A 26,223-nucleotide genomic window follows, 5' to 3' on the forward strand; every position below is an offset into this window, starting at 1 on the left:
ATACCGTGCTACATGCTATTTTAGTGCTTCTAACAATAGGAGCTGCAGGTGTATTGTTAACGCGACAAGCCGCGGTTTCAGTATGGGCTATTAGTTTTGCTATATTCACGGGGCTTGTTTTCCATTATGGCACCCCAGGATTTTTGACTAAAGCGATTTTAATCTTGACTGAGCTCACGTTAATCGCATTCGCAATTAAACCATTACGACGTGAATTTGTTTCGAAACATTTATTCAAGACGGTGAGTAAGGCTATGCCTGCTATGTCTGCTACAGAGCGAGAAGCTTTAGAAGCAGGAACAGTGAGCTGGGAAGGTGATATCTTTAGTGGAAACCCTGATTTTTCTGTGCTTCGTAGTACTCCTCCTGTTCGTTTAAGCGAAGAGGAGCAAGCATTTCTAGATGGTCCGGTTAATACCTTATGTTCTATGCTTAATGATTGGGATATTACCCATAAACAAACTGATCTATCACCTGAAGTTTGGAGCTACATTAAAGAAAATCGTTTTTTTGGCATGATTATTCCTAAGCGTTATGGTGGCTTAGAGTTTTCAGCTACAGCGCAAATGACAATTTTAGCCAAAATTTATGGCTGTTCTATTACAGCGGCTTCCACAATTTCTGTACCTAATTCTTTAGGCCCAGGCGAGTTATTACTCAAATATGGGACTGAAGACCAAAAGAACTTTTATTTACCCCGATTGGCAGATGGACGAGAAATCCCATGTTTTGCGTTGACTGGTCCTAATGCGGGTTCTGATGCTGCTTCAATTCCTGACCAAGGAATTGTGTGCCGCCAAGAGCTTAATGGTAAAGAAGTAGTTGGTATTCGCTTAACTTGGAATAAGCGCTACATTACTTTATGTCCAGTAGCTACAGTAGTTGGTTTAGCTTTTAGAATGTTTGACCCTGAGAATTTATTAGGAAAGGGCGAAGATGTTGGTATTACTTGCGCATTAATCCCTGCAGATACCCCGGGGGTAATTAAAGGCCGCCGTCATTTTCCCTTAAATATAGGCTTTTTAAATGGCCCTACACAAGGTAAAGATGTATTTATCCCTTTAGACTACATTATTGGTGGCGCTGCAATGGCTGGTCATGGTTGGCGAATGCTTATGGAGTGTTTAAGTGCGGGTAGAGCAATTTCTTTACCTTCAAGTGCCAATGGTGGTGCTCAGGCAGCCGCTTTGGCTTCAGGAGCTTATGCACGTGTTCGCAAACAATTCAATCAACCTATTGGTAAGTTTGAAGGAATTGAGGAGCCATTAGCTCGAATTGCAGCAAATACTTATATTATTGATGCAGGGGTTACTATGGCTGCTGCGGCTATTGATCATGGTGCTAAACCTTCAGTAGCTGGCGCGATTTTAAAATACCATACAACAGATCGAGTCCGTCAGGTTTCTATAGATGCTATGGATATTCATGGTGGTAAAGGTATTTGTCTTGGCCCTAATAATTATCTAGGAAGAGGGTTCCAGGGAGCTCCTATAGCTATTACTGTTGAGGGTGCAAATATTCTTTCACGGAGTTTAATTATTTTTGGGCAGGGCGCAATTCGTTGCCATCCATATGTATTTAAAGAGTTGGAAAGTGTAAGAAAGCATGATCTGGTAGGCTTTGATGATGCATTTTTCTCACATGCGGCCTTTTATATTGCAAACTTTACTAAGTCGCTCTTATTCAGTTTGACGGACGCTCATTTTTCTAAGGCTCCAACTAGTTCGGTGAAGCGTTATTATCAGTTAGCGCATAAATACAGTACTAATTTGGCTTTCCTTTCCGATTTTTCTATGACCATTCTTGGTGGTGACTTGAAGCGTAAGGAAAAGTTATCCGCTCGTTTAGGGGATATGCTAAGTACCTTATATTTAATTTCAGCTGTGTTAAAACGCTATCATGATGATGGTGAGCCTGTTGCTGATCTACCTTTAGTCGAGTGGAGTTGCCAACAATTGTTGCACGAATGTGAAATGGCGATGCAAGGAGTTATTATTAACTTCCCGCAACGCTGGGCACGTGTTGTACTCAACATTATTTTAAGACCTTTAGGAAATCGCAGACACAGACCCACAGATCAATTAGGTCATAAGTTAGCACGTATTTTAATAGAACCAGGTGAAGCACGTAACCGACTAACACATTTTGTTTATAAGAAGGCTGGAGAAAATTGCCCAATTGGCCGATTGGAAGAGGCATTCTATAAAATTTGTGCGGTTGAAGAAATAGAGAAAAAAATAATGCGCGCTGTAAAAGATGACGTATTAAAATCACTAACTCTATTAGAGCAAATTGATGAGGCATTAGCATCTGGCTTGTTAACTGAAGAAGAGGCCAAGCAAATGCAAGATGCTGAGTTAGCTCGACAAGATGCCATTAAGGTCGACGATTTTAGCGATGATGAATTACGTCGCCCAAATAGTGATTCTAAAGAGAAAAAAGCAGCAGCTAAAAAGGAACAATCTGCAATAATCTTGAATGAAGATGTTGTAAATTCAGAACCAGAAATACCTTTACATTAATTTGCCTAGTTGCTTGCAACGAATGTCACTTAGTTAAGTATTTGGTTAAGATAAATATTATGTGGCGTTGGAAGACCTAATTATTGGGGCTCGATCGCGGTATCCAAAGTTATGTTGCTTTTCGCTCCGAACTTATGGATAACGCGGTCGAGCCCCAGATTATTTGACAAGGTAAAATTAGTAAGTGATTTTGGTTGCTTGCATGGGGAATTTCAGCTGCGCAGTATTATGAATAAAAACCTGGTTAAAGCAACCAGGTTCCACTTAGGACAAAAAGAATAGTTAAAAAAGGTTAATAATAGACCTTGAGGTAATTATTATTTGATAAAACCAAGAAAAAGAAAACTGCCTCGGGGAAAGGAACCAAGGAAAAAATAATCAGCTAAGCAAACTAAGCTTCTTCAGCAACATCATCCGGCATGGTGATATTCAATTCAAGTACAGAATTGTCGCCCATACGCTCAAGATTAACACTCACCTGATCACGGGTTACATGAACGTATTTAGCAATAACTGCCAGAATTTCATCCTGAAGTTGTGGCAGATAATCTGGAGTGTTTCTTTGTGAACGCTCATGAGAAATGATTATTTGTAAGCGTTCTTTTGCTACTGAAGCAGAAGCGGTTCTCCGACGTAAATAGTTGAAAATGCTCATACAGTCACTTCCTCCTTGTTTTTGCTGAATAAGCGGCGCAATAATCCTTTACGCTCATTATTAATGAAGCGCATTGGTCTTTCTTCACCAAGGAAGCGTGCAATAGCGTCTTGATAAGCAAGGCCTGCGTCACTGTTTGTGTCAAGTACAACAGGTACACCTGTATTCGACGCTTTAAGTACTGACTTAGATTCTGGGATAACGCCAATTAACGGAATAGCCAATATTTCTTTTACATCTGAAACAGAGAGCATATCGCCACGCTCAACACGCTCAGGGTCATAGCGAGTTAACAATAAGTGCTCTTGAATTGGTTTATTGTTATCAATGGCTCTTTTCGTTTTGCTAGAAAGGATGCCAAGAATACGGTCAGAGTCACGAACAGAAGAAACCTCCGGGTTAGTAACCACAACGGCATGATCTGCAAAATGCATTGCCATTAATGCACCTGTTTCAATACCTGCAGGGGAATCGCAAACAATGAAATCAAACTCTTTAGAAAGATCATTCAGAACCTTCTCAACCCCTTCGATGGTTAATGCATCTTTGTCACGAGTTTGTGATGCAGGAAGAATGAAAAGATTGGGAAGACGCTTATCTTTAATTAATGCTTGATTTAAGCTTGCTTCACCATTGATTACATTAATGAAGTCATAAACAACACGTCGCTCACAACCCATGATGATATCCAGATTTCTTAATCCGATATCAAAATCAATGACTACTGTCTTATGCCCTAATAAAGCAAGACCTGATGAAATAGCTGCAGATGAAGTAGTTTTTCCAACTCCGCCTTTTCCTGAAGTAATAACAATAATTTTAGCCAACGCTGAACCCTTCCCGTTTTGTTGATTCAACACAATAATTAACCAACAGTGTACACGTTAATGAATCTTCAATTCAAGTATTATCCATTTAATTCGTTTTAATCATAACTGATAATAGTCAAGCTGAGCGTTAAAGAGTTAGCCCGTGCTGATGTTGGGCAATAGTTGCAGGAATTGGTTTATATCTGGGCTAATGAGTATAGCACATTTCATCTTGGAGGAAGTGAGCGATATCATCAGGATTTTGCGTATTAAACAAGCTATTTCCTTTAATTTATTTGGTATTTGTGGTATACTGTTTGGTTAATTTAACTACTTTAATGAGAAGAAAATGTCTCTTAATATTGTGCAGCAATCATTAACATTTGATGATGTTTTACTTGTCCCTGCACACTCTTTAATTCTACCTAAAGATGTGTCCCTAAAAACCAAATTAACTCGCGAAATAAGCCTGAATATGCCCCTAGTATCTGCTGCAATGGATACGGTGACGGAAGCTCGTTTGGCAATTGCTTTGGCGCAAGATGGTGGATTAGGAATCATTCATAAGAATATGACAATCAGTGCGCAAGCTGAAGAGGTTCGTAAAGTAAAGAAATTTGAAAGTGGTATGGTTAAAGATCCAGTAACCGTCACTCCTAATATTACGGTTAGAGAGTTGATTGATGTCATGCAAAACCATCATTTCTCAGGGGTACCGGTTGTTGATGGTCAAAATTTGGTAGGGATTGTAACCAGCCGTGATATTCGTTTTGAAACCAACTTATCTTTACCTGTGTCTCAGGTAATGACTCCCAAGGCGCGTTTGGTTACGGTGAAAGAAGGTGCCAGTCGTGAAGAGGTTCGTAGTTTATTGCATAAGCATCGTATCGAAAAACTCTTAGTAGTAAATGACGCATTTGAGTTGCGTGGTTTAATTACTGTTAAAGATATTCAAAAGGCAAAAGAAAATCCTTATGCCGTTAAAGATGATGCCGAACAATTACGCGTGGGTGCTGCTGTTGGAGTTGGTGAATCTACCGATGAGCGTGTTGCAGCTTTAGTTGAGGCAGGCGTGGATGTTCTGGTTGTTGATACTGCCCATGGACATTCACAAGGCGTACTCAATCGGGTGAAATGGGTTAAACAACATTACCCTGGGGTACAGGTAATTGGTGGAAACATCGCTACAGCAGCTGCAGCTAGAGATTTATATGAGGCAGGTGCGGATGCGGTTAAAGTGGGAATTGGACCGGGTTCTATTTGTACTACACGAATTGTTACCGGCGTAGGTGTACCGCAAATCAGTGCGATTGCGAATGTTGCTCATGAGTTACAAGGTAAAATACCAGTTATTGCCGATGGCGGTATCCGATTTTCAGGCGACGTGTGTAAGGCCTTGGCTGCAGGTGCAGACACAGTTATGTTAGGCAGTATGTTTGCAGGAACTGAAGAGTCTCCTGGTGAGATCGAATTATATCAGGGTACTACTTATAAGAGTTATCGTGGTATGGGATCAATTGGTGCCATGGCAGCTTCTCATGGCTCAAGTGATCGTTACTTCCAAGATGCTACAGCAGGCTCTGAAAAATTGGTGCCTGAGGGAATTGAGGGTCGCGTACCTTATAAAGGCCCAGTACAAACAATTATTCACCAGATATTAGGTGGTTTACGTTCATGCATGGGGTACACTGGATGTGAAACAATTGATCAATTGCATACTAAATCTGAGTTTGTACAAGTAACTAATGCGGGAATGCGTGAATCACACGTCCATGATGTGAGTATCACGAAACAAGCCCCGAATTATCAGGTAGACAAATAACAATGAATGATTTAAAACAACATCTCTTGCTTATTCTTGATTTTGGTTCTCAATACACCCAGCTAATTGCACGCCGGGTGCGTGAATTAGGTGTATATTGTGAAATCCATCCTTTTAACATCAGTCAGGAAACGTTTACAAAACTTAATCCATGTGGGGTGATTTTATCAGGTGGACCTTCAACAGTAACACATCACGCAAACCCTCGAGCTCCTGAATGGCTCTTGACTTCGGGACTGCCAATATTAGGTATTTGTTACGGTATGCAAACTATGGCCGTGCAATTAGGTGGTGAAGTCCAATCTTCGAACATTAGAGAGTTTGGCTACGCTGAATTGAAATTGCATGGACATAGCAAGTTATTTGCACAAATCGAAGATCGCACTACGGATGAGGGTGAGGCTTTATTAGATGTGTGGATGAGCCATGGTGATAAAGTAACCCAATTGCCTCCTGGATTTAGTGTTATTTGCGAAACGCGCAATGCTCCAATCGCGGGAATGGCTGATGAAAATCGTCGCATGTATGGACTGCAATTTCACCCAGAAGTAACTCATACCTTACAAGGTACGCGTATTTTGCACCGTTTCGTGGTGGATATTTGTCAGGCGCCCACTAATTGGACTTCGGAACATATTATTGATGAAGCTATTCATAAAATTAGAAAGCAAGTGGGCTCTGAGAAAGTAGTGCTTGGTTTATCAGGTGGGGTTGATTCCTCAGTTGTAGCCGCTTTATTGCATAAGGCAATTGGTGACCAATTAATCTGCGTTTTTGTTGATACGGGTTTGTTACGTCTTAATGAAGCTAATGAAGTCATGAAAATGTTTGGTCAGCATATGGGGATTAAGATTATTGCGGTCAATGCTGAAGAGCGTTTCTTAAAAGCGCTTTCTGGTGTTAATTGCCCTGAAGAAAAAAGAAAAATTATTGGTCATACCTTTATTGACGTCTTTGATGAAGAGTCACATAAAATAGATGGCGTTTCTTGGCTTGCTCAGGGAACAATTTACCCTGATGTTATTGAGTCTGCTGCAACAAGCACGAATGGAGCTTCAGTTGTCATTAAGTCTCATCATAATGTTGGTGGCCTACCTGAAACCCTACATTTAAAATTATTAGAGCCTATTCGCGAGTTATTTAAAGATGAAGTGCGAAAGATTGGTTTGGAGTTAGGTTTGCCGCATGATATGGTTTATCGACATCCATTCCCAGGCCCAGGTTTAGGCGTACGGATTTTAGGGGAAGTTAAAAGAGAATATGCTGATATTCTTCGTAAAGCTGATGCCATTTATATTGAAGAATTACGAAAAGCGGATTTGTATCATAAAGTCAGCCAAGCATTTGCCGTATTTTTACCGGTTAAAAGTGTGGGGGTAATGGGGGATGGGCGTAAATACGAATACGTAATTTGCTTGCGAGCCGTTGAAACTATTGATTTTATGACTGCTCATTGGTCGCATTTGCCGTGGGAATTTTTAGGGCATGTTTCCAATCGAATCATTAATGAGGTTTCTGGGGTATCTCGTGTAACTTATGATATCTCAGGTAAACCTCCTGCCACCATTGAGTGGGAATAAATAGTGTGGCTTGGTTATACAGTTAAGGGCAAGCATTTACGTTTTTCTTGCCAAATGATCCTTCCGAATTACCGCGGCTTGACCGCGGTAATTCCGCTTTCTACAAGCCATGCAAAACTTTTATAAACAAATAATACTTATTCTTAGCCAAGTATACTAAAGTAAGCTGTTTTTAGGCTACAGTGATGATAATGAACGATCGATATTGGATGCAAAAGGCCTATGAACAAGCGCTCCTTGCTCAGATTGAGGGGGAAGTTCCCGTAGGGGCGGTATTAGTAAGCCAAAAAGGAATGCTCCTAGGCATGAGCCGAAATGCAGTACAGTGCAATCACGACCCCTCTGAACATGCTGAAGTACGTGCCATCCGGCAAGCGGCAAAGCAACTTAAAAATCATCGCTTAATTAATAGCACGCTATATGTTACTTTAGAACCCTGTTCTATGTGTGCAGGACTTATTGTTCATGCACGTATTAGACGCTTGGTATTTGCGACGCGTGATTTTAAAGCAGGTGCTGCGGGCTCAGTATATAATTTACTACAGGGCTATCCTTTAAATCATAAGGTGGAAATTGATGAAGGTATTATGCAGCCAGAATGCGCTCTCTTGCTCTCTGATTTCTTTAAAACTTGCCGTTAGCAAAAAAGTGAAAACCTTGTTTAGTAGTCCTGACCTGCAATAAATATCGCTAATGATACATTTTTGTTTCGTATATGGCTTTCTCTGCTTCTTCAAGAAACCCAGCCAGTGCAAAATGCTTTAGACGGTCATATTGAATATGTCCCATAGTAAAATTAATTGGGTGGTCAGATTTAGTTGTAGCTAATTTATTTTGTAGTCTTTGTAGAACACCAGAAATATTTTCCTCAAGCATTCCAGGACATAATACACAGAACTTGTCGCCTTCGATTCGTGCAATGGCATCAGAATGGCGGAAATTGGCTATCAATAACTGGGCAAATGTTTTTAATACCTTATCTCCTTCCTCATAACCAAATTCCTTATTGATGGATTTTAAATGTGTAATATCAAAATAAAGCAACATAAGGCTTTTATCATAACGAGCACACAGTTTGAAAATTTGTCTGCCAATTTCAAGAAGGCCTTGACGGTTGGAAATTTCTGTTAGGGAGTCGGTTGTCGCATAGCGATTGGTAATGAATTCTTTAGACACGGCAGTAGCTAGTTCCTTTACAATGTTTAAGTCAATATGCCCTAAAGTATTTAATTGAGGAACCATATCATTCATGAGACATAATGTACCAATATTAAATTGCCCATCAATTTGTAAAGGACATCCTAGGTAAAATCGAATTTTCGGCTCACCAATCACTAAAGGATTATCTTTAAAACGAATGTCTTTCTGTGCATCATTTACAATCATTATCTCTTCTTGAAGAATAGTATGAGCACCAAAAGAAATTGGTCTAGGTGTTTCTTGAACATGTAAGCCGTATTTTGATTTGAACCACTCTCTATCTTTATCAATTAGGGATACTAAGGCAATGGGTACTTTAAAGAGGCCTTGCGCAATCCGTGTGATGCGATCAAAGCGTTCTTCAGCCATTGTATCTAGAATCTGAAGATTATAGAGCGATTGTAAGCGTTGTAGCTCATTTTTGGGTTTTTCTGCATTTATCATGGTTAACTCCAAAATAATAACTGCGCGATTTTTGAAGTCTATTGTTATTATTATAGTACAAGAAGATAAAAAAATGTGCGGTTGCAGCATTTTTTTTTCGGTTACAAGGATTGGGGGGATTATGATAGTTCTTTAATAAGATGATGACGTAAATTATCTTTTTCTTCGTTGCTAAGTGCCTGATTTTTTTGATTAGTGATGTAAAACATGTCTTCTGCACGTTCTCCAGCCGTTGCTATTTTTGCATTATGTAAATGAATGTTTAAAGTCAAGAAAATACGACTAATAGTGGCTAAAAGCCCAGGCCTATCACCGGTTACCAAAAATAAACGGGTAAAGTTGTTATAAGGATCATCATTATAGTTTATCTGGGTTTTGACATTGAAATGAGCTAAAACTCGAGAGCGTCTTTTTTGAGCTATAGCGGGTAATTTATCCTGCTTTTCTAGGTGAAAACATAATGCTTGGCGTATGTCTTCAGATTGTTGTGGATCCAAAAAAGCCTGATTTTGTTCGTCTAAAATAATATAAGTATCTAAATCGAATTGATTATCGCAGGTGATGATCATTGCTTCTTGAATTGTAACATGGTGATTACTTAGTACGGCAGTGGTAATAGCAAAACGAGCATCACGGTGCGGCATGTAGATAAACACTTCCGTACCCCCTTGGCTATGATGTGGCATAATCATAATTAGCGGGAATTGAGAGCAGTTCAATATGGCTTTAGTATGACGCGCAATAACTTCGGGTGACTCATGTAAAAAGTATCGGTCCTTAAAGTGAGACCAGAGCTCTTCAACTGTTTTCGATTCAATGCTTTCTGATACTAAGATGTTTAAAGCGAACTGTTTTCTTGTCGTAATTAAGGCTGTTTTATCCATGAGCTCTTGTGCTTTATGCATCATATGCTTTGCTGCGCGATATAATTCTTTTAGTAATGAGTCTTTCCATGCATTCCATAGCTGGGGATTAGTGCCACAAATGTCAGCTACTGTGAGCAAATACAAGTAATCTAAATAATGGGGATGAGGTAATAATTGGCAGAAATTTTTTATTGTATTGGGATCATAAATATCTTGGCGTTGTGCTGTTTGTGACATTAATAAATGATTCCGTACTAGCCAAGTAAGTAAATCGCAGTCTTCTTGTTTTAAGTGATGATTTTGAGCAAAATTTTGAGCCTCAATTGCTCCTAATTCGGAATGATCACCGCCTCGTCCTTTTGCTATATCATGGAATAACGCACTTAGATAAAGGATTTCAGGTTTATCCAATGTTGGCATGATCTGCGCACAAAGGGGAAATTGTTGTGTATAATTTGCTTGCCTAAAGCGCGACATATTGCGAACCACAAATAAGGTATGCTGATCTACGGTAAATACGTGGAATAAATCATATTGCATTTGCCCTGTAACTTGGGCAAAACACTCAATATAATGAGCTAAAACTCCATATTGGCTCATGTAATGCAATGCTTCATAAGGGCCGTTAGGGGCCTTTAGAATGCTCATAAAGAGTTCTGTGGTTTTTGAGGATATTTTAAAGCGCCGACTAATCAAATAGAGAGACTCTCTAATTAAACGAATGGTACTAGCTCTTACTCCTTCAATATCAGGGCGATCGGCTATCCATAGAAATAACTTTAGTAAAGCTTGAGGGGATTGGCGGAAGACTCGGTTATTTCGTACCTCAATGTATTGATTGGATAATTGAAATTCATTATCTAATGGAACTAGTTTTTGTTTCGGGGACTGGGCAATTGTTTCATCAAACCACTGTAAGAGCATTTCATTTAATTCACGACTGCTTTTTATTACTTTAAAATAGTCTTTCATGAATTGCTCAATAGCTAAGGAATGAGGTTTATCCTCATATCCGAAAAAACTCGCTAATTTTACTTGATAATCAAAGGAGAGACGTTCTTCTGCTTTTTCTGCAAGACAGTGTAAGGCAAATCGAACTCGACAAAGAAAATGGTGGCAGTACATTAGCTTTTCATATTCTTTATCGGTAATAAATCCATAACTGATGCCATCGGCTAATTTTTTAATGTTAAAATGACGTTTACCGATACTATACAATATTTGCAGATCACGAAGCCCCCCTTGGCCATATTTGACGTTAGGTTCTAGATTATAGGCAGTTTCACCGTATTTAATATCCCGTTTTTTTTGTTCTTGTAGTTTGGCGATAAAATAGTTTTTACTCGTCCACATATGTAGGGGGTGGGTTTGATACACTAATTCTTCCATTAAGGCGCCGCGTCCGCAGAGCAAAAACATATCCATAATGCTTGAAATAACTGTAACGTCACGACACGCTAATTCAGCGCAAGCGGATACGTTTGTAATTTGATGGCTGATTTCTAATCCAACATCCCAGCAATCTTGGATGAAAGCTTGTGCTCGTTGTAGTTTTGCTTTAGAAATTTTATCCGTATGCAGCAGTAATAGATCAATATCGGAATAAAGTAGGAGTTCTCGTCGCCCATAACCTCCTAAAGCAAGGAGACAGAAACTATCTCCTTGATCGAGCTGGTTTTTATGAAAAAGGCTAATGAGCAGCTCATCAGTAAATGTAACAAGCCTATGAATGACGGTGCTGACATTAGCCTTTTGATCAAAGTCTTCCCGCAGTTTTTCTTTAAACTGTTTTACCGTATTTTTGAGCTGTTGATTATCGTTCTTCATCGCGTAGAGTCAAAATTTCTACACCATCATCAGTTACCAATAGGGTATGCTCCCATTGTGCGGAAAGGCTATGGTCTTTGGTAACCACGGTCCATTGATCAGGTAACAAACGGGTGTGGTGTTTGCCCACATTAATCATTGGTTCTATGGTAAAGGTCATACCTGGTTCTAGTTTCATACCGGTTCCGGGTACTCCATAATGCAATACTTGAGGATCTTCATGAAAGACTCGCCCAATCCCATGTCCACAATAATCGCGAACTACGGAACAGCGGCTTTTCTCTGCATGTTGCTGAATTGCATGGCCAATATCGCCTAATTGTACTCCAGGCTTTACCATCTCGATACCGATAAATAAGCATTCATGCGCAATTTGCACTACATGTTTGGCTTTAACGGAAGGGGCTCCGATATAAAACATTTTGCTAGTATCACCATGATAACCATCTTTAATTACGGTGATGTCAATATTAATGATATCGCCATCTTTTAATGTCTTTTTTCCAGGAATGCCATGACAAACTACGTGGTTTACCGAAGTGCATATCGATTTTGGAAAGCCATTATAATTTAGAGGTGCTGGAATAGCTTTTTGTACATTAACAATGTAATCATGACAAATGGTATTCAGTTCTTCAGTGCTAACACCTTCTTTTACATAAGGGCCAATCATTTCAAGAACCTCGCCTGCAAGTTTGCCTGCAACGCGCATTTTTTCTATTTCGTCAGGAGTTTTTATGGTAACGGCCATGTGGTGAATCCCAAAATAATAATGTGGAACAGTGTGAATAGTAGCATAATTGATTATTGATCAACAGTATTTGACTTATTCATGAGTCATTTATCGTTGGTCGGTAACTATTTCCAAGCCACTGGTCAACTTATCATACTATACTTCAATAGAAGAAACTGCTTGTCCAACCCAAGGAAAGAAAATGATGTATCAAAAGCGCTTATTGCTATTTATAGCATGCCTATTTATTAATTCCATATCCATTGCACATGTTCATAAAGGCCATTATGGTGGTAGTAACCATAATGCGGTATATGATAACGTTGATTATAATAGTTATAATCATCCTTACAGTAATAATGTCTGGTATATTGAGGGGAGTCGCGGGACTGTATATCGCGCTGGTGGCCGCCATGGTGATTGGTATAATGAAGGTGGAACAGTGATTATTAACAGGGGTGGAGACACAGTTTGGTTTGATAATAGTGTAAATAATGAGGAAGTTATTGGTGTTCCTGTGACTGGACATTTTGATCCTTCATGTATGACGGTGCAAACCTGTACATTTGAGGGAAAATGCATCACGCAGCACAAGTGTGACTAACATGGATTATTATGAATAAAAAGAAATTCCAATGGGCAGTTGTTGGGGCAGGGCCTGCGGGCATTGCTGCGGTAGGAAAATTATTAGATCAAGGTATTTTATCTGATGATATTTTGTGGGTTGATCCGCATTTTAAAGTTGGCGACTTAGGGCTTCTATGGCGCAATGTTTCAAGTAATACGAGCGTAAAATACTTTAATAGTTTTTTAAAGGACGTTCGAGCTTTCAATTACGAAGAGGCGCCTGATTTTGCATTAAAGCATTTGCCAAAAGAGGAAACCTGCACTTTAGGTTATGCGGTGGAACCATTGCAGTGGGTTTGTACGCATTTAATTCAGAAAGTACCTACAGTAAAAGCAATGATTCATAATATGTCTTTAGCGGAACGGATGTGGACTTTATCTACAGCAACTGAATCTTATCAAGCTAAAAATGTTATTCTAGCTACGGGCGCATCTGCCTCTTCGTTGAATTATCCTGGCCTTAATGTAATTCCCTTTGATACGGCAATTGACAAAGAAAAATTAGCTGCAGAGATTAATCTTAATGAAACTTATGGGGTCTTTGGTTCATCGCACTCGGCCATTATTATCGTGCGCTATTTGGTGGAACTTGGGGTTAAAAAAGTAATTAATTTTTATCGCTCACCTTGTCGTTATGCGATTGAAATGGATGATTGGATACTTTTTGATAATACGGGGCTGAAAGGGCAAACCGCTGCTTGGGCAAGAGAGAATATTGATGGTGTATTGCCGGGAAATTTAGTGCGTTATAACACGGCTGAGCCTAATATTGCGCGTTATTTACCTGAATGCGATCGGGTTATTTATGCCGTTGGTTTTGAAAAGCGTAAAAATATTATCATTGGTGATTATGAAGATACACGACATAACCCTCATGTGGGTATTATTGGACCTGGTTTATTTGGTTTAGGGATCGCTTACCCAGAAAGCAAAACGGATCCCTTTGGTAATGTAGAGTCACAGGTAGGTCTGTGGAAGTTTATGGTCTATCTTAATAAAGTGATGCCTGTTTGGTTTAAATACCATAGTTGATAAAATTTCTCCTTCATGTGCATGCATTGAAGTACTCACTACGCTCTCTTCGCAAGGACGGAGTATTATTGGAACATATTCCTCAACCTAAGATTTAGCGCCACTTTAAACTCCGTCGTCATTGTGAACCAAGAGAAGTAACCCAGGGTTCTGGCCTCTAGATCTTGGGTTTACTCCGCCATTCATTCTCAAATTTAACTATTTAATTAATGATTTTTTTTGAACGCTGGACAAAAAATTTGTAAACTATGCGCCTATTTTGAGGAGAATCACCATTTTAAATACGAGACGACCGACTTACTGGTCAAGTGAACTGATTACTTTACTAAGCAGTCTATTTTTTACTCTTGCATGCAATGCTTCATTCTGGTCTGAGTTATTAAGTGGTAAAGAATTAATATTCGCACATACTTGGCTTATTATTATTTGTACTGGAATTGCAATTACAGGATTACAATGGTTTTTGTTATTGCTGATCATTAACCGTTGGACTTTTAGATGGTTTATGATGGCTTTGTTTTTAGTCACCTCCATTATGGTCTATTTCATGAATACCTTTCATGTTTATATCGATCCGAATATGGTTACTAATGCTATAAGTACCGATTATCAGGAGAGCAAAGAGCTATTACAATGGCGAATTATTCCTTATCTTTTGCTACTTGGAGTAATCCCCAGCTGGATTATATGGAATATTCGTATTTATAAGCGAAGTTTATTCTCATATTGGATTGGTCGATTTGGCTGCATATTTTTATCGTTACTCATGTTTTTTGGCGCAGGATGGACTGTATATAATGATTTGAGCCCAATACATCGTGCTAAAAAAGAAATTGTCTATTTAGTTACCCCTTTAAATTTGTTTTCGTCCTCATCAAAGGTTTATTGGCGAGCCCAGAAAACTAAGGCAAATAAAACAAAGGTGCTTATTGCGAAAGACGCACAGCAAATACCTCGAGCCGAGGGAACAAAGCCCCGTGCAATCATTCTGGTGATTGGTGAAACTGTACGTGCTGCTAATTGGGGCCTAGGAGAATACAGTCGTCAGACAACCCCCGAATTAGCAAAGCACCAGCTTATTAACTTTAGCCAGGTAAGCAGCTGTGGGACATCAACAGCCGTATCCTTGCCATGCATGTTTTCTCCTTATGGTCTTCGTCATTACGATGAACAACGTATTAATCAAAGTGAATCATTACTGCATCTTTTAAATCGTTTAAATATTTCTGTATTGTGGCGCGATAATCAATCGGGCTGTAAGGGTGTATGCGATGGGTTGCCTGTGGAAAAATTAAAAATTGAGGCGATCTGCAAGAATGGACGTTGCTTTGATGAAATTCTGTTGCATCAATTAAAAGAAAAAATTAATTCAGTAAAGGGCGATCAATTGATTGTATTACATATGCTGGGAAACCATGGTCCAGCTTATTTTGAGCGCTATCCTGAGCAGTTCAAACGTTGGCAGCCAACTTGTGATACAGCTGATTTAGCCAGTTGCTCTCAGGAATCAATAGTAAACACCTATGATAATGCCATTTTGTACACGGATGCTGTTTTAGCTCGTGCATTGGATGAGTTAAGTACTATCACAACACATGATACGGGATTAATTTATGTTTCTGACCACGGTGAGTCACTAGGAGAACATAATTTATTTCTGCATGGATTACCTTATTTCATGGCCCCTGATGAGCAGAAAAAAGTACCTATGATTTTTTGGTCATCGAAAGGGCTGTCAGAACAATTAGCACTTGATGACGAGTGCATGCAGAGCAAAAAAGAACAAGCGATTTCACATGACTACCTTTTTTCAACTGTGTTGTCATTATTTGATGTGAAGACAAAAAGTTATCATAAGAAGTATGATTTACTGCATACCTGTCGAAAAGGATAACACGTAGCCTTGATGCAGCTATGCTGCATCAAGGCTATTACTACCTTATGTTTTAGTTTGATAATTCCAAAATTTAGGCAAGAAATAACAACAAATGCTTACCCCTAAAATGCATAATATCCCACCAGAAATAAGCGCTGTACCAATTCCTAAACTTGCTGCAACGAATCCTGCGCGAGTATCACCTAATTTGGGACCACTCAAATAACTAATCATTTCGATTCCCGCCAATCGCCCACGAAGCTCAGTAGGAATCGTATTATTCCAAAGTGTTACTCTAAATATACCGCTGATTGCATCAAACGCACCAGCAAGGGCGAGAAACAAGAGTACAAGCCAAAGTGAGGTTGACAAACCAAAACCAATAATCGCCGCTCCCCAAAGAGCCGCAGCAATTGCAATGGCTTTGCCATCATGAGTGATTTTTGAGGTCCAGCCACTAAAAAATGAAACAATTAATGAGCCAATGGCGGGGGCTGAGTAAAGTAACCCTAAAGTTTGCGCTCCACCAAAGGATTGAGCTATAGCGGGCAACAATGCATTAGGCATCGCAAAAACCATAGCAAAAAAGTCAACCAAATAGCTGCCAACTAATTCTTGTCGACTAAAGGCAAAAGAAATTCCTTGTTTCAGAGATAAGAAAATAGAGGGGTGCTCTTCGGCCACAGGTTTAGGAATGTTGTGCATTTTCATTAGCATAATTAATGAAAGGAAAAAGGTTATCAAATCAATAAGATAGGTAATGACAATTCCATGGTGAGCAAGAATTAATCCGGCAATTGCTGGAGCAATAATCATACAAAAGCTGTATTTAAATGCAGATAAAGCACCTACATCCTTATAGTCTTTCGGGGCAACAATTTGCTGTGTGATACTGTCATAGGCAGGGCGATGCAGTCCTGTAATCGCAGACATGGTTGCTGATGTAATAAAGATAAGAAGTAATGAAGGATGCTCCTGGTAAGAGTTTAATGCAAGCAAGAAACAGCCAATACCGAGCAGCAGCTCACTGATAATTAATAACCAACGTCGATTGTAACGATCGGCAAATACCCCGCCAATAAGTGCCGTGATTAAAAGGGGCAATAGTTGCACAAGACTTAAAAGCCCAACCATCCAGGTTGATTGGGTGATATGATAAATTTGGTAGGGAAGTGCCACACTGGTGATCATGGTCCCAATGAAAGAAATAAACTGCCCTAAATAAAGTAATCGGAAATCACGATTTCTTTTAAGAATGGATAGGTTAAGAAGGTGACTCATGTTGGGCAATATCCAAAAAGCACAAATGAAAAGATCGATTCTATGCTTTTTCATGGATTGAGTACAAATAAAATTTTTCTGTTGGAGTTACATTTTTGTATTGGTTCCCCCACCCCTTGATTTGACCATATAATGGACTTAAAGGTCAAAATAAAGTAACATGCGCGTTTTAAGAGAGGATTCCTATGACAAAAAAAGTTTTTATTTTCGGTGCCTCTGGTACAGGTAAAACGGAATTATTAAGGCAATTAATAGATCAAGGGGTTACACGCGGAGCTGACTATCATCCGACAATAGGCCCGGATTTTCAATTGGTAAATGGTCTGATGATTTGGGACTCCACTGGAACCAATAGTGAATACAAAGAGTCTTCCCGTCACTTTAGAATTGGCGCCGAGCTTGGCATTTATTGTATTAATTTATCTAAAGTGATTGATAATGATGTTTTACAGCAAATTAAACTAGATTTAATATCGTTTAGCGCTCTGAACCCAGATGCCAAATTAATTTTAGTCGGCACCTGCAGCGACGAGGCTCTCCCAGAAAATACTATGGAATCATTGTGTAATCAATTGCAAGAGCCTAATTTTATGGCGGTCGTTGCAGTGACCACAGCAAGTCCTCGTGGCACGCAACCATTGCTTAGGGTACTTAATCATTATGTGAACTTAAATAACCTGTTAATTTTACGTAATAAATTTCCTAATGACTCGGATTTGTATAGCGCTTTAAATAAGTTAAATAACGAAGTGATTCATTTGGGACTAAATGCTGATGAAATTGATGCTTTAGGCAATGAGGTCAGCAATTTGCTTGTCGCAATAACCGATTCGACGCTGTTAGATAAGACCAAAGCATATAATCAGTTCCTTGTAAACTGTGACGCAAAGTTTACCGAAATGTATCATGGCCTTAAGGCTGCAGTTAAAACTTTTGCAGCGGTAGTTTTAGTTACTGCTTTAGCTGCGGGCCTGTTCTTTGGTGCTGGTGTTGTATTTGGTGCTTGGGCGGGTGCTTCTGCATTTTTTACTGCATTAGTGGAAGGGACTACAGGGGCTGCTGCATTTGCTGCGGGAACCACAGCAACCAATCTGACTTCCATTGCTTATTTTGGGAGTAGTTTTTTCCAGAAACCAGTCAAGAGCGCAGCGAGTGAATTTATTGAAAGTGTAAAAAACGCTAATATAGAGGACTTGAATCTGAGCGGCACCATGTAGTGCAGTGTGGGCTTATAGACGAGTTACCGCGGTTTGACCGCGGTAACTCGTGGAAGAATAACCTTAAGTAACAGCCATTAGTCATAAGCAACCAGACTACACTATTAGATAATGGTATGAAAAAGTTTCGGATATTAGGAAAAACCGTTCAGCCTAAGGAAGGAGCAATATCATGGATATTTATGCAAGCCAATTAATTCGATCGTCAATTATTGGCATAGTAATTGTATTGTCACTCCTTTTTATTCCTGCAGGAACTCTTAACTATTGGCAAGGCTGGGTTTATACTTTGGTATTTATTAGTGTCTCCACCGCATATACCGTGTATTTAGCAAAACATGATCCCGCATTACTTAAACGTCGTACGGAAGCAGGTATATCTTATGAAAAAGAACCTGCACAGAAAATCATTATTTCTTTGCTTTTTGTCATTTGTATCGCACTGGTCATTTTATCGGCCCTCGATGCACGTTTTGGCTGGTCTTACATGCAATGGTACATATCTATCTTAGGTGATCTAGTCGTTGTATTCTCTTTTTATGTTTTTCATCTCGTTTCAAAAGTGAATACCTATGCTGCAGCCAATATTCGTGTTGAGGAGGGGCAACAAGTTATTTCCAGTAGCCTCTATGGATTTGTCCGCCATCCGATGTATCTGGGCGCTATATTTTTTTTCGTTGGTACCCCAATTGCTCTCGGATCCTGGTGGGCACTTCTTTTAATTCCCATCTTATTCGTAATTTTAGTTGCGCGTATTTTGAATGAAGAAAAAGTACTTGTACGAGATTTGCCTGGATATACAGAGTATCAAAAGAAAGTCAGATCGCGCCTCATACCCTTTATTTGGTAACGACATCTTCCTTAATACGGCTATGCCATGATGTGATAACCACTATCAATGTAAATCGTATCTCCAGTAATACTTTTCGCATAATCGCTGGCAAGAAAAGTTACCATGGCACCGATGTCATTGATATTTGCTAAAAAGCCGAGAGGAGATTTATGTGTAGCATCTTGTATTAACTCATCAAATTTTTCTAAACCGGAGGCTGCACGTGTTTTAAGAGGCCCTGGGGAAATCGCAATGACACGAATATTCTCTGGGCCGAGTTCTGCTGCCATATAGCGCACGGATGCTTCTAATGCTGCTTTTACGGGACCCATGAGATTGTAATTGTGCACTACTTTTTCCGCACCATAAAAAGACATAGTAAATAGGGCACCGCCATTTTTCATTAACGGCTTCGCAAGGTTGGTCATACGTATAAAGGAGTGGCAGGAAATGTCCATCGCTAACAAGAATCCATCTTTTGATGATGCGAATAGAGGACCATGCAAATCTGCTGTTGGAGCGAAAGCAATTGAATGCACGATGATGTCAATTTGTCCCCAAGTTTGGGAAATTTTGGCAAATAAATCAGTTAAATCTTGGTCATTAGTTACATTACAACGCATATAAATGGATGGATGGAGTTCTTGTGCGATGGGATCAACAAAAGGTTTTGCTTTTTCATTGATGTAGGTGATTGCTAATTCAGCTCCTGATGCTTTTAACGTGCGTGCGCATGCATAGGCAATTGAGCTGTCATTGGCAATACCAACCACCAAGGCTTTTTTTCCTGAAAGTAAGTTACCGTCCATGTTATTTTCCCTTATGTCTTTATTTAATTATACATGACAAATTTTTTAATTTTAAACCAATCCATTAGACAACGACTCACATCGATGATGTATTTCAATCTTGTTCTGATTATTGCTTAATTCCTCAAACGGTTGCTAATATTCTTGGAGGCAAGGGGACAAGTAAACCAATGGGTATTTAATCATCTTATGGGCTGTGCTTATAGTGCACGCATTACACTCATTTGCATTGAGCCTACATTGGATTTGATTTGAGACAGACATAAACGAGTAAAAAAGGAAAAGCTAGAAAAAAAAAAGACACAAATGTGTCTTTATAATGCAGTGATCTTATTTTTGTTGTTCTTAAAAATCACTCTGAAAATGGCGCGCCCGGAAGGATTCGAACCTCCGACCCTTTGGTTCGTAGCCAAATACTCTATCCAACTGAGCTACGGGCGCGTTGACTGGCGGAGAGAGAGGGATTCGAACCCTCGATGGGATTTCTCCCATACTCCCTTAGCAGGGGAGCGCCTTCGACCACTCGGCCATCTCTCCAATCAATGCCGCGCAGTATACTCAGGTATTTTTATAACGTCAACACTTCTTTTGAAAATATGTTAAAACCATAAAAAAAACATGATTAATGTGCAATATTTGTTTAATTGTATTCCAAAAAAAGCAATGTATTTCATTAAGCTTAACTCTATGTAATTATGTTGAAAAACTGTGTTAACCGTTTCCAAATTTATATGTTTACTGCTACTCTTACACTATTAAAATCAGACCAATTATTTAAGGAGGATCAATGAATCAGAAGTCGAATTTAAGTGGTCGCGATGTCTATGTAGTTGATGGCAACCGAACCCCATATCTGAAAGCGAAAGGACTAGGCCCGTTTTCAGGATCTGATTTAGCGGTTGCTGCTGGTATGACTTTATTAAATCGACAACCATTTTCTCCAACCGAATTGGATCAAGTAATTATTGGTAGTGCTATGCCTGGCCCCGATGAGGCAAACATTGCCCGTGTAGTCGCTTTAAGATTAGGTTGTGGCGATGAAGTTCCTGCATTTACGGTAATGAGAAATTGTGCCTCAGGTATGCAAGCGCTTGATAATGCGGCAATAGAAATTGCCAGCGGTCGCAGCGACCTGATATTGGCTGGGGGTACAGAGTCAATGAGCCATGCGCCTTTATTATTCAATCATAAAATGGTTTCCTGGTTAGCTAATTGGTATGGTGCCAAAAGTATTGGACAGAAGTTAGGGTTAGTTACTCAGTTCAGACCTTCTTATTTAGCTCCTGTGATTGCTCTATTGCGCGGGTTAACTGATCCAATAGTCGGCTTAAACATGGGCCAAACAGCTGAAAAAGTTGCTTATCGATTCAATATTACTCGCGAACAAATGGATGAGTTTTCTTTACGTAGCCATTTGAAATTAGCGGAAGCATATAGTGAACATCGCATGACCGAAGTAACGCCTATTATTGATAGCAAAGGGCGTGTCTATGCTCAGGATGATGGCGTGCGGCCTGATTCTACTTTGGAAAAATTAGCAAAATTAAAACCTTTCTTTGATAAAAAGTACGGCATGGTTACGGCAGGTAATAGCTCTCAGGTAACTGATGGTGCTTGTTTATTATTGTTGGCCAGTGCAGATGCAGTTAAAAAATACCGTTTAAGAGTAATTGGTCGCATTGTGGATTCACAATGGGCTGCACTCGATCCTGCCAAAATGGGATTGGGGCCAGTACATGCCGCAACACCAATTATGCAACGTCATAACCTAAAAGCAGACGATATTGATTGTTGGGAAATCAATGAGGCTTTTGCGGCTCAAGTTTTAGGTTGCCTGGCTGCTTGGAATGATGAGGAATATTGTAAGACGCAATTAGGCTTAGATAAGGCTTTTGGTGCTCCATCCATAGATAAATTAAATCGTGAAGGGGGCGCAATAGCTGCTGGACATCCTGTTGGTTCTAGTGGTGCGCGTATTGTGCTTCATGTATTGAAATCATTAGAGCAAAGAAATGAGTCACGTGGAATGGCCTCTATTTGTATCGGCGGGGGACAAGGCGGGGCTATGTATCTGGAACGTGTGACCGAGGTGAAAGGACATGAATAATTATAAAAACTGGGATTTAAAACGAGATAGCGATAACATTATATGGCTTGGGCTAAATAGACACGGCACTAGTGTGAATAGCATGAATGAAGAAGTATTGGATGAGCTAAACAGCCAGCTTCAAGAAATTGCTCAAGATAAAAATGCCATCGGTTTGATTATTTATTCAGCAAAAGAGAAGGGATTCATTGCTGGAGCAGATGTTTCTTTATTTTCTAAATTTGAAACACCTGCCCAAGCCGTCGATTTTCTACGTAAAGGCCATGCCGTTTTCGCCCGATTACAGGCACTAGCCATTCCAACCGTTGCAATGATTGATGGTTTTTGTATGGGAGGCGGATATGAATTAGCTCTGGCATGCACTTATCGTATTGCCACAGACGAAAAAGATACGCGTATTGGCTTGCCTGAAGTGATGTTAGGGATTCACCCTGGCTGGGGTGGTACGGTGCGTTTGCCGCAGCTTATCGGTGGTTTTAATGCGTTAACACAAACTATTTTAACCGGTAGTACTGTTGCAGCCTCTAGAGCTAAAGCGTTAGGTATGGTGGATGATGTAGTTCCTGTTCGTCAATTAAAGCGAGCAGCAGTTTATTTTATCAAAAATAAACCGCCACGCCACAAACCCTCATTTTTACAAGGATTAACCAATGCGGCTTGGGTGCGCAAACCACTTGCAGCATTAATGCGTAAAAATGTTGCCAAGCGTGTGCGTAAGGAACATTATCCCGCTCCCTATGCAATTATTGATTTATGGGAAAAAGAAGGGGGAATAGGCGATAGAGCGTATCAGAAAGAAATTGAATCGGTTGAGCAATTGGTTACTCAGGGCACTACGTCCAAGAATTTAATTCGTGCTTTTGGATTAAGAGAGCGGCTGAAAGCTTTTGCCAAAGACAGTAACTTTAAAGCGCAGCATGTGCATGTGATTGGTGCTGGGGTTATGGGGGGGGATATTGCTGCCTGGTGTGCTTTACGCGGTCTTCGCGTAACACTGCAAGATCAATCTTATGAGCGTATTGCACCTGCAATTGGTCGAGCTTATTCCCTGTACAAGAAAAAACTGCGTAAGCCCCGCTTAATTCAAGCTGCTATGGATAATTTAATTCCAGATCCGGATGGCCGGGGTATGGCTCAAGCAGACGTGATTATTGAGGCAGTTTTTGAAAATCTGACTGTGAAACAGGAAATTTTCAAAAAAGTAGAGTTACTTGCTAAAAAAGATGCAATTATTGCTACGAACACGTCCAGTATTCCTTTGGATGAGATCAGTATCGTGATGAGCGATCCAACACGTTTAGTTGGTATTCATTTCTTTAATCCAGTTGCTAAGATGGATTTAGTTGAAATAGTAAGTGGGGCATCGACGGCTAAGCAGGTAGCGGAGGCCTCTTGTGCTTTCGTTGGGCAAATTGCCAAATTACCTTTACCTGTTAAATCGAGCCCAGGTTTTTTAATTAACAGAGTGTTAATGCCTTATTTAATGGAATGTGTCCAGCTCCTAGAAGAAGGCTATAGTGCAGAGACTATTGATGAAGCTGCTTTAGAGTTTGGAATGTTTATGGGGCCTGTTGAGTTGGCAGACACCGTAGGTATGGATGTTTGCTTGGCGGTGGCAGAAAACTTAACTGCACATTATGGTGGTACCGTGCCACAGAAATTACGTGACATGGTCAAAGCAGGTAAACTTGGTCGTAAGACTGGCGAAGGTTTTTATCAATATAAAAATGGTAAGCCAGTAAAAGGTCGCCCAGCAGAAGTTGCTAAAGATCAACATATTGCAGATCGGTTGATTCTAAGAATGGTTAATGAATCAGCAGCTTGCTTACGCGAAGGGGTCGTAGCCGATTCTGATTTACTTGATGCGGGTATGATCTTTGCAACAGGGTTTGCACCATTCCGTGGTGGGCCAATGAATTATGCCAAAGACTGCGGAACCAATAATTTGGAGAGTTTATTTAAGATGCTAGAAACCAAGTACGGAGAGCGTTTTAAAGTAGACGAAAGTTTGTAGGACTTTAAACATAGCCTGGTTGCAAGCAACCAGGCTATGTTTGTTTATTTGAGCAATACTTTAATGCAAAATAACTAACAAAAAGCACAATCAAACTTCCGACAATATCCGTAACATAATGCCAGCCTAATAAAACACAAGCAGCAATGAGCACCGTATTAATAACTGCCAAGATAATACAAGGTATAGGCCATTCTCTAAGTAAATTAACACACAAAATTGCCCAAATAGCATGAAACGATGGAAATGCAATTAATCCACCTTCATTTGTGGTTGGTACGATATGACGGTGGAGTTCGGAAAATTTCAAGCCTGTGGCAATTTGGCTTGACTCAAATAAGTCATGGTTGAATATACTCGCTGGTGCAGCAGTAGGAAAAAAATAATAAAATCCAAAACCAATAAGCACTGTGGAAAGTAATAAGAAATAATATTCACGTAACAAATGAAACCGGCAGGAAAATAATACGAGTAAAGGAATAATGCTCATTTGATAAGCTAAACTGTCGTAAATCGTGCCAAGCCAAGTTTTTAACAGTGGATGATCATTAGTCCAACTCACAATAGAAGAAATATTAATCCCTACCGAGGCCTCCAGCCTTACAATATATTGATCAATTACAGGAAATGGCGTTAATTGAACCGATATTGTTGCTACAGCAATAATCACCATAATTACAAAAAAATAGATTAACTCATTACCTATCTGACACGCTTTGCTCTCCTTTGCAAAACACAAATGAAAGCCGACATTAAGAAGAACTAAGAATATACCAAAAGGTACTACGTTATCCGGAAAATAATTATTTCCCGGAAACTGATAAATAAAATAATTGATAAAAAGAGCTATAAAGGAAAAAAAAAGAATAAATCCAGCAAGTGAACTAACACATCGAGAAGATACCTGACGCATTTCTAAGGAATTATTCAGTTGTTTCTAATAGCTGTTTTTGTTTAATTGCATGGAAAATTTCTTCTCGGTGCACATTAACCGAACGAGGGGCTTCAACGCCAAATTTAATATTCCCATGTTCTTGGGTTTTAAATGCCAAGATCTTAACAATTGTATCATTAATACTAATCATTAAGGGTTCTTCAAAGTGAAGAGAAACAATATCCATTAAAAACCTCATCATTATGTCCAAGCTCGTTGTAAATCAACGATATCGAATAGAAAGTTAACCTAATTTGTAGATGCTTGTCACTATATATTTAGTTGAAAATGATAAAAAAAATTAGGTTGTGCTTTTCCTTGCAAAGGAATGTATAAAATTATGCATGATCATTGTCATGAACGATTAAAAGCGTTACAATTGGCAGCTTTTTTAAAACCTTGCCTTACTGCGATATGTTGCGCAGAAGGCTATTAATCCATAAGGAGAAACCATGAGACATTATGAAATTATGTTTCTTGTGCACCCGGATCAAAGCGAACAAGTACCAGCAATGGTTGAGCGCTATGAAGGGATCATCAGTAAACATGAAGGTAAAATTCATCGTAAGGAAGACTTAGGTCGCCGTCAATTAGCATATCCAATCAATGATGTGCATAAAGCTCATTACATTCTGATGAACATCGAGTGCTCACTTGAAGCACTAAAAGAAATTAAAAATGCATTTAAATACAATGATGCAATTTTAAGAAACTTAATTACTCTTCAAAAACAAGCGATTACTACAGAGTCTGTTTTAATGAAGAAAGAAAAAGATGTTAGACCTGCTTAAGGGGAGTCATTTAGATATGTCAGCTTATTTTCGTAGAAAAAAAATGTGCCGTTTCAGCGCTGAAGGCGGCAATGAAATTGATTATAAAGATATCAATTTATTAAAGAACTATATTTCTGAAACTGGAAAAATCGTACCAAGCCGTATTACTGGTACTCAAACCCGTTTTCAAAGACAATTAGCTAAAGCAATTAAGCATGCCAGATTTATTGGTTTATTACCTTACTGCGATAGCCACGGATAGT

The 26,223-nt window shown here is 39.4% G+C and carries 22 protein-coding genes and 2 tRNA genes; 13 read left to right on the plus strand and 11 right to left on the minus strand.

The genetic code is table 11. The features are described from left to right. Positions 1 to 5: 5 nt before the first annotated feature. The gene (locus tag E1P08_RS00425; RefSeq protein ID WP_133135058.1) at positions 6 to 2,522 is read left to right on the plus strand and encodes an acyl-CoA dehydrogenase; all 2,517 of its coding nucleotides are present in this window, start codon (positions 6 to 8) and stop codon (positions 2,520 to 2,522) included. Between the two features lie 391 nt (positions 2,523 to 2,913). Here the strand turns inward: E1P08_RS00425 and minE are convergent, their stop codons facing one another. Both minE and minD read right to left on the minus strand, forming a co-directional pair. Then, on the minus strand, positions 2,914 to 3,177 hold the full coding sequence (minE, locus tag E1P08_RS00430; protein ID WP_133135059.1) for a cell division topological specificity factor MinE: 264 nt from the start codon (positions 3,175 to 3,177) through the stop codon (positions 2,914 to 2,916). After that, positions 3,174 to 4,004: a septum site-determining protein MinD gene (gene minD, locus E1P08_RS00435; RefSeq protein ID WP_133135060.1), complete on the minus strand. Its 831-nt coding sequence runs from the start codon at positions 4,002 to 4,004 to the stop codon at positions 3,174 to 3,176. The genes minE and minD overlap by 4 nt, the downstream gene beginning before the upstream one ends. A 331-nt stretch (positions 4,005 to 4,335) precedes the next feature. On the opposite strand from minD, the gene guaB reads away from it, so the two are divergent. The 3 genes from guaB (at position 4,336) to tadA (ending at position 8,029) form a co-directional block, all read left to right on the plus strand. Beyond that, on the plus strand, positions 4,336 to 5,808 hold the full coding sequence (gene guaB, locus E1P08_RS00440; protein WP_133135061.1) for an IMP dehydrogenase: 1,473 nt from the start codon (positions 4,336 to 4,338) through the stop codon (positions 5,806 to 5,808). Between the two features lie 2 nt (positions 5,809 to 5,810). Next, positions 5,811 to 7,388 carry a glutamine-hydrolyzing GMP synthase gene (guaA, locus tag E1P08_RS00445; RefSeq protein ID WP_133135062.1) on the plus strand — a complete coding sequence of 526 codons (1,578 nt, stop codon included), beginning with the start codon at positions 5,811 to 5,813 and terminating at the stop codon, positions 7,386 to 7,388. 191 nt (positions 7,389 to 7,579) lie between these two features. Further along, positions 7,580 to 8,029 (plus strand): tRNA adenosine(34) deaminase TadA, encoded by a 450-nt coding sequence (gene tadA, locus E1P08_RS00450; protein ID WP_133135063.1) that lies wholly within the window; start codon positions 7,580 to 7,582, stop codon positions 8,027 to 8,029. 49 nt (positions 8,030 to 8,078) lie between these two features. Here tadA and E1P08_RS00455 read toward each other — a convergent pair whose 3' ends face one another. From E1P08_RS00455 to map, 3 genes are all read right to left on the minus strand, one after another. Beyond that, complete coding sequence (locus E1P08_RS00455; protein ID WP_165485042.1) at positions 8,079 to 9,032, minus strand: sensor domain-containing diguanylate cyclase; 954 nt, start codon at positions 9,030 to 9,032, stop codon at positions 8,079 to 8,081. Between the two features lie 119 nt (positions 9,033 to 9,151). After that, positions 9,152 to 11,725: a [protein-PII] uridylyltransferase gene (gene glnD, locus E1P08_RS00460; protein WP_133135065.1), complete on the minus strand. Its 2,574-nt coding sequence runs from the start codon at positions 11,723 to 11,725 to the stop codon at positions 9,152 to 9,154. Next, positions 11,712 to 12,476, minus strand: a complete 765-nt coding sequence (map, locus tag E1P08_RS00465; RefSeq protein WP_133135066.1) for a type I methionyl aminopeptidase — start codon at positions 12,474 to 12,476, stop codon at positions 11,712 to 11,714. The genes glnD and map overlap by 14 nt, the downstream gene beginning before the upstream one ends. Positions 12,477 to 12,660: 184 nt before the next feature. Between map and E1P08_RS00470 the strand changes: the two genes are divergently transcribed. The 3 genes from E1P08_RS00470 (at position 12,661) to E1P08_RS00480 (ending at position 16,011) form a co-directional block, all read left to right on the plus strand. After that, on the plus strand, positions 12,661 to 13,062 hold the full coding sequence (locus tag E1P08_RS00470) for a hypothetical protein (RefSeq protein ID WP_133135067.1): 402 nt from the start codon (positions 12,661 to 12,663) through the stop codon (positions 13,060 to 13,062). 11 nt (positions 13,063 to 13,073) lie between these two features. Then, entirely contained in the window at positions 13,074 to 14,117 is a 1,044-nt protein-coding gene (locus E1P08_RS00475; protein WP_133135068.1) for an FAD-dependent oxidoreductase, read from the plus strand. Positions 14,118 to 14,376: 259 nt separating this feature from the next. Beyond that, on the plus strand, positions 14,377 to 16,011 hold the full coding sequence (locus tag E1P08_RS00480; protein ID WP_242602330.1) for a phosphoethanolamine transferase: 1,635 nt from the start codon (positions 14,377 to 14,379) through the stop codon (positions 16,009 to 16,011). 45 nt (positions 16,012 to 16,056) lie between these two features. Here the strand turns inward: E1P08_RS00480 and E1P08_RS00485 are convergent, their stop codons facing one another. Beyond that, entirely contained in the window at positions 16,057 to 17,274 is a 1,218-nt protein-coding gene (locus tag E1P08_RS00485; protein WP_133135070.1) for an MFS transporter, read from the minus strand. A gap of 185 nt (positions 17,275 to 17,459) precedes the next feature. Here E1P08_RS00485 and E1P08_RS00490 point away from each other — a divergent pair, with 185 nt between their 5' ends. Then, positions 17,460 to 18,491 (plus strand): Rab family GTPase, encoded by a 1,032-nt coding sequence (locus tag E1P08_RS00490; protein ID WP_133135071.1) that lies wholly within the window; start codon positions 17,460 to 17,462, stop codon positions 18,489 to 18,491. A 172-nt stretch (positions 18,492 to 18,663) separates the two neighbouring features. Continuing rightward, complete coding sequence (locus tag E1P08_RS00495; RefSeq protein ID WP_133135072.1) at positions 18,664 to 19,341, plus strand: methyltransferase family protein; 678 nt, start codon at positions 18,664 to 18,666, stop codon at positions 19,339 to 19,341. A 20-nt stretch (positions 19,342 to 19,361) separates the two neighbouring features. On the opposite strand, the gene fabI is transcribed toward E1P08_RS00495, so the two are convergent. The 3 genes from fabI to E1P08_RS00510 form a co-directional block, all read right to left on the minus strand. Beyond that, the gene (fabI, locus tag E1P08_RS00500; RefSeq protein ID WP_133135073.1) at positions 19,362 to 20,132 is read right to left on the minus strand and encodes an enoyl-ACP reductase FabI; all 771 of its coding nucleotides are present in this window, start codon (positions 20,130 to 20,132) and stop codon (positions 19,362 to 19,364) included. A 364-nt stretch (positions 20,133 to 20,496) separates the two neighbouring features. Beyond that, positions 20,497 to 20,573: transfer RNA gene (locus tag E1P08_RS00505), tRNA-Arg, on the minus strand. Between the two features lie 6 nt (positions 20,574 to 20,579). Continuing rightward, a tRNA-Ser gene (locus E1P08_RS00510) sits at positions 20,580 to 20,669 on the minus strand. A 250-nt stretch (positions 20,670 to 20,919) separates the two neighbouring features. Between E1P08_RS00510 and E1P08_RS00515 the strand changes: the two genes are divergently transcribed. Next, a complete protein-coding gene (locus E1P08_RS00515) occupies positions 20,920 to 22,239 on the plus strand; it encodes an acetyl-CoA C-acetyltransferase (RefSeq protein ID WP_133135074.1) in 1,320 nt (439 codons plus the stop codon). After that, positions 22,232 to 24,253 (plus strand): 3-hydroxyacyl-CoA dehydrogenase NAD-binding domain-containing protein, encoded by a 2,022-nt coding sequence (locus tag E1P08_RS00520; RefSeq protein ID WP_133135075.1) that lies wholly within the window; start codon positions 22,232 to 22,234, stop codon positions 24,251 to 24,253. Before E1P08_RS00515 ends, E1P08_RS00520 begins: the two co-directional genes overlap by 8 nt. A 34-nt stretch (positions 24,254 to 24,287) precedes the next feature. Here E1P08_RS00520 and E1P08_RS00525 read toward each other — a convergent pair whose 3' ends face one another. Further along, positions 24,288 to 25,166, minus strand: coding sequence for a phosphatase PAP2 family protein (locus tag E1P08_RS00525; protein WP_133135076.1), 879 nt, complete (start codon positions 25,164 to 25,166; stop codon positions 24,288 to 24,290). Between the two features lie 10 nt (positions 25,167 to 25,176). Continuing rightward, complete coding sequence (locus E1P08_RS00530; RefSeq protein ID WP_058534980.1) at positions 25,177 to 25,374, minus strand: carbon storage regulator; 198 nt, start codon at positions 25,372 to 25,374, stop codon at positions 25,177 to 25,179. Between the two features lie 265 nt (positions 25,375 to 25,639). Between E1P08_RS00530 and rpsF the strand changes: the two genes are divergently transcribed. Beyond that, positions 25,640 to 25,978, plus strand: a complete 339-nt coding sequence (gene rpsF / locus E1P08_RS00535) for a 30S ribosomal protein S6 (protein WP_133135077.1) — start codon at positions 25,640 to 25,642, stop codon at positions 25,976 to 25,978. 16 nt (positions 25,979 to 25,994) lie between these two features. Continuing rightward, entirely contained in the window at positions 25,995 to 26,222 is a 228-nt protein-coding gene (gene rpsR / locus E1P08_RS00540) for a 30S ribosomal protein S18 (RefSeq protein WP_006871756.1), read from the plus strand. Position 26,223 lies beyond the last annotated feature (1 nt).

The organism is Legionella rowbothamii (assembly GCF_900639985.1).
Classification (GTDB): domain Bacteria; phylum Pseudomonadota; class Gammaproteobacteria; order Legionellales; family Legionellaceae; genus Legionella; species Legionella rowbothamii.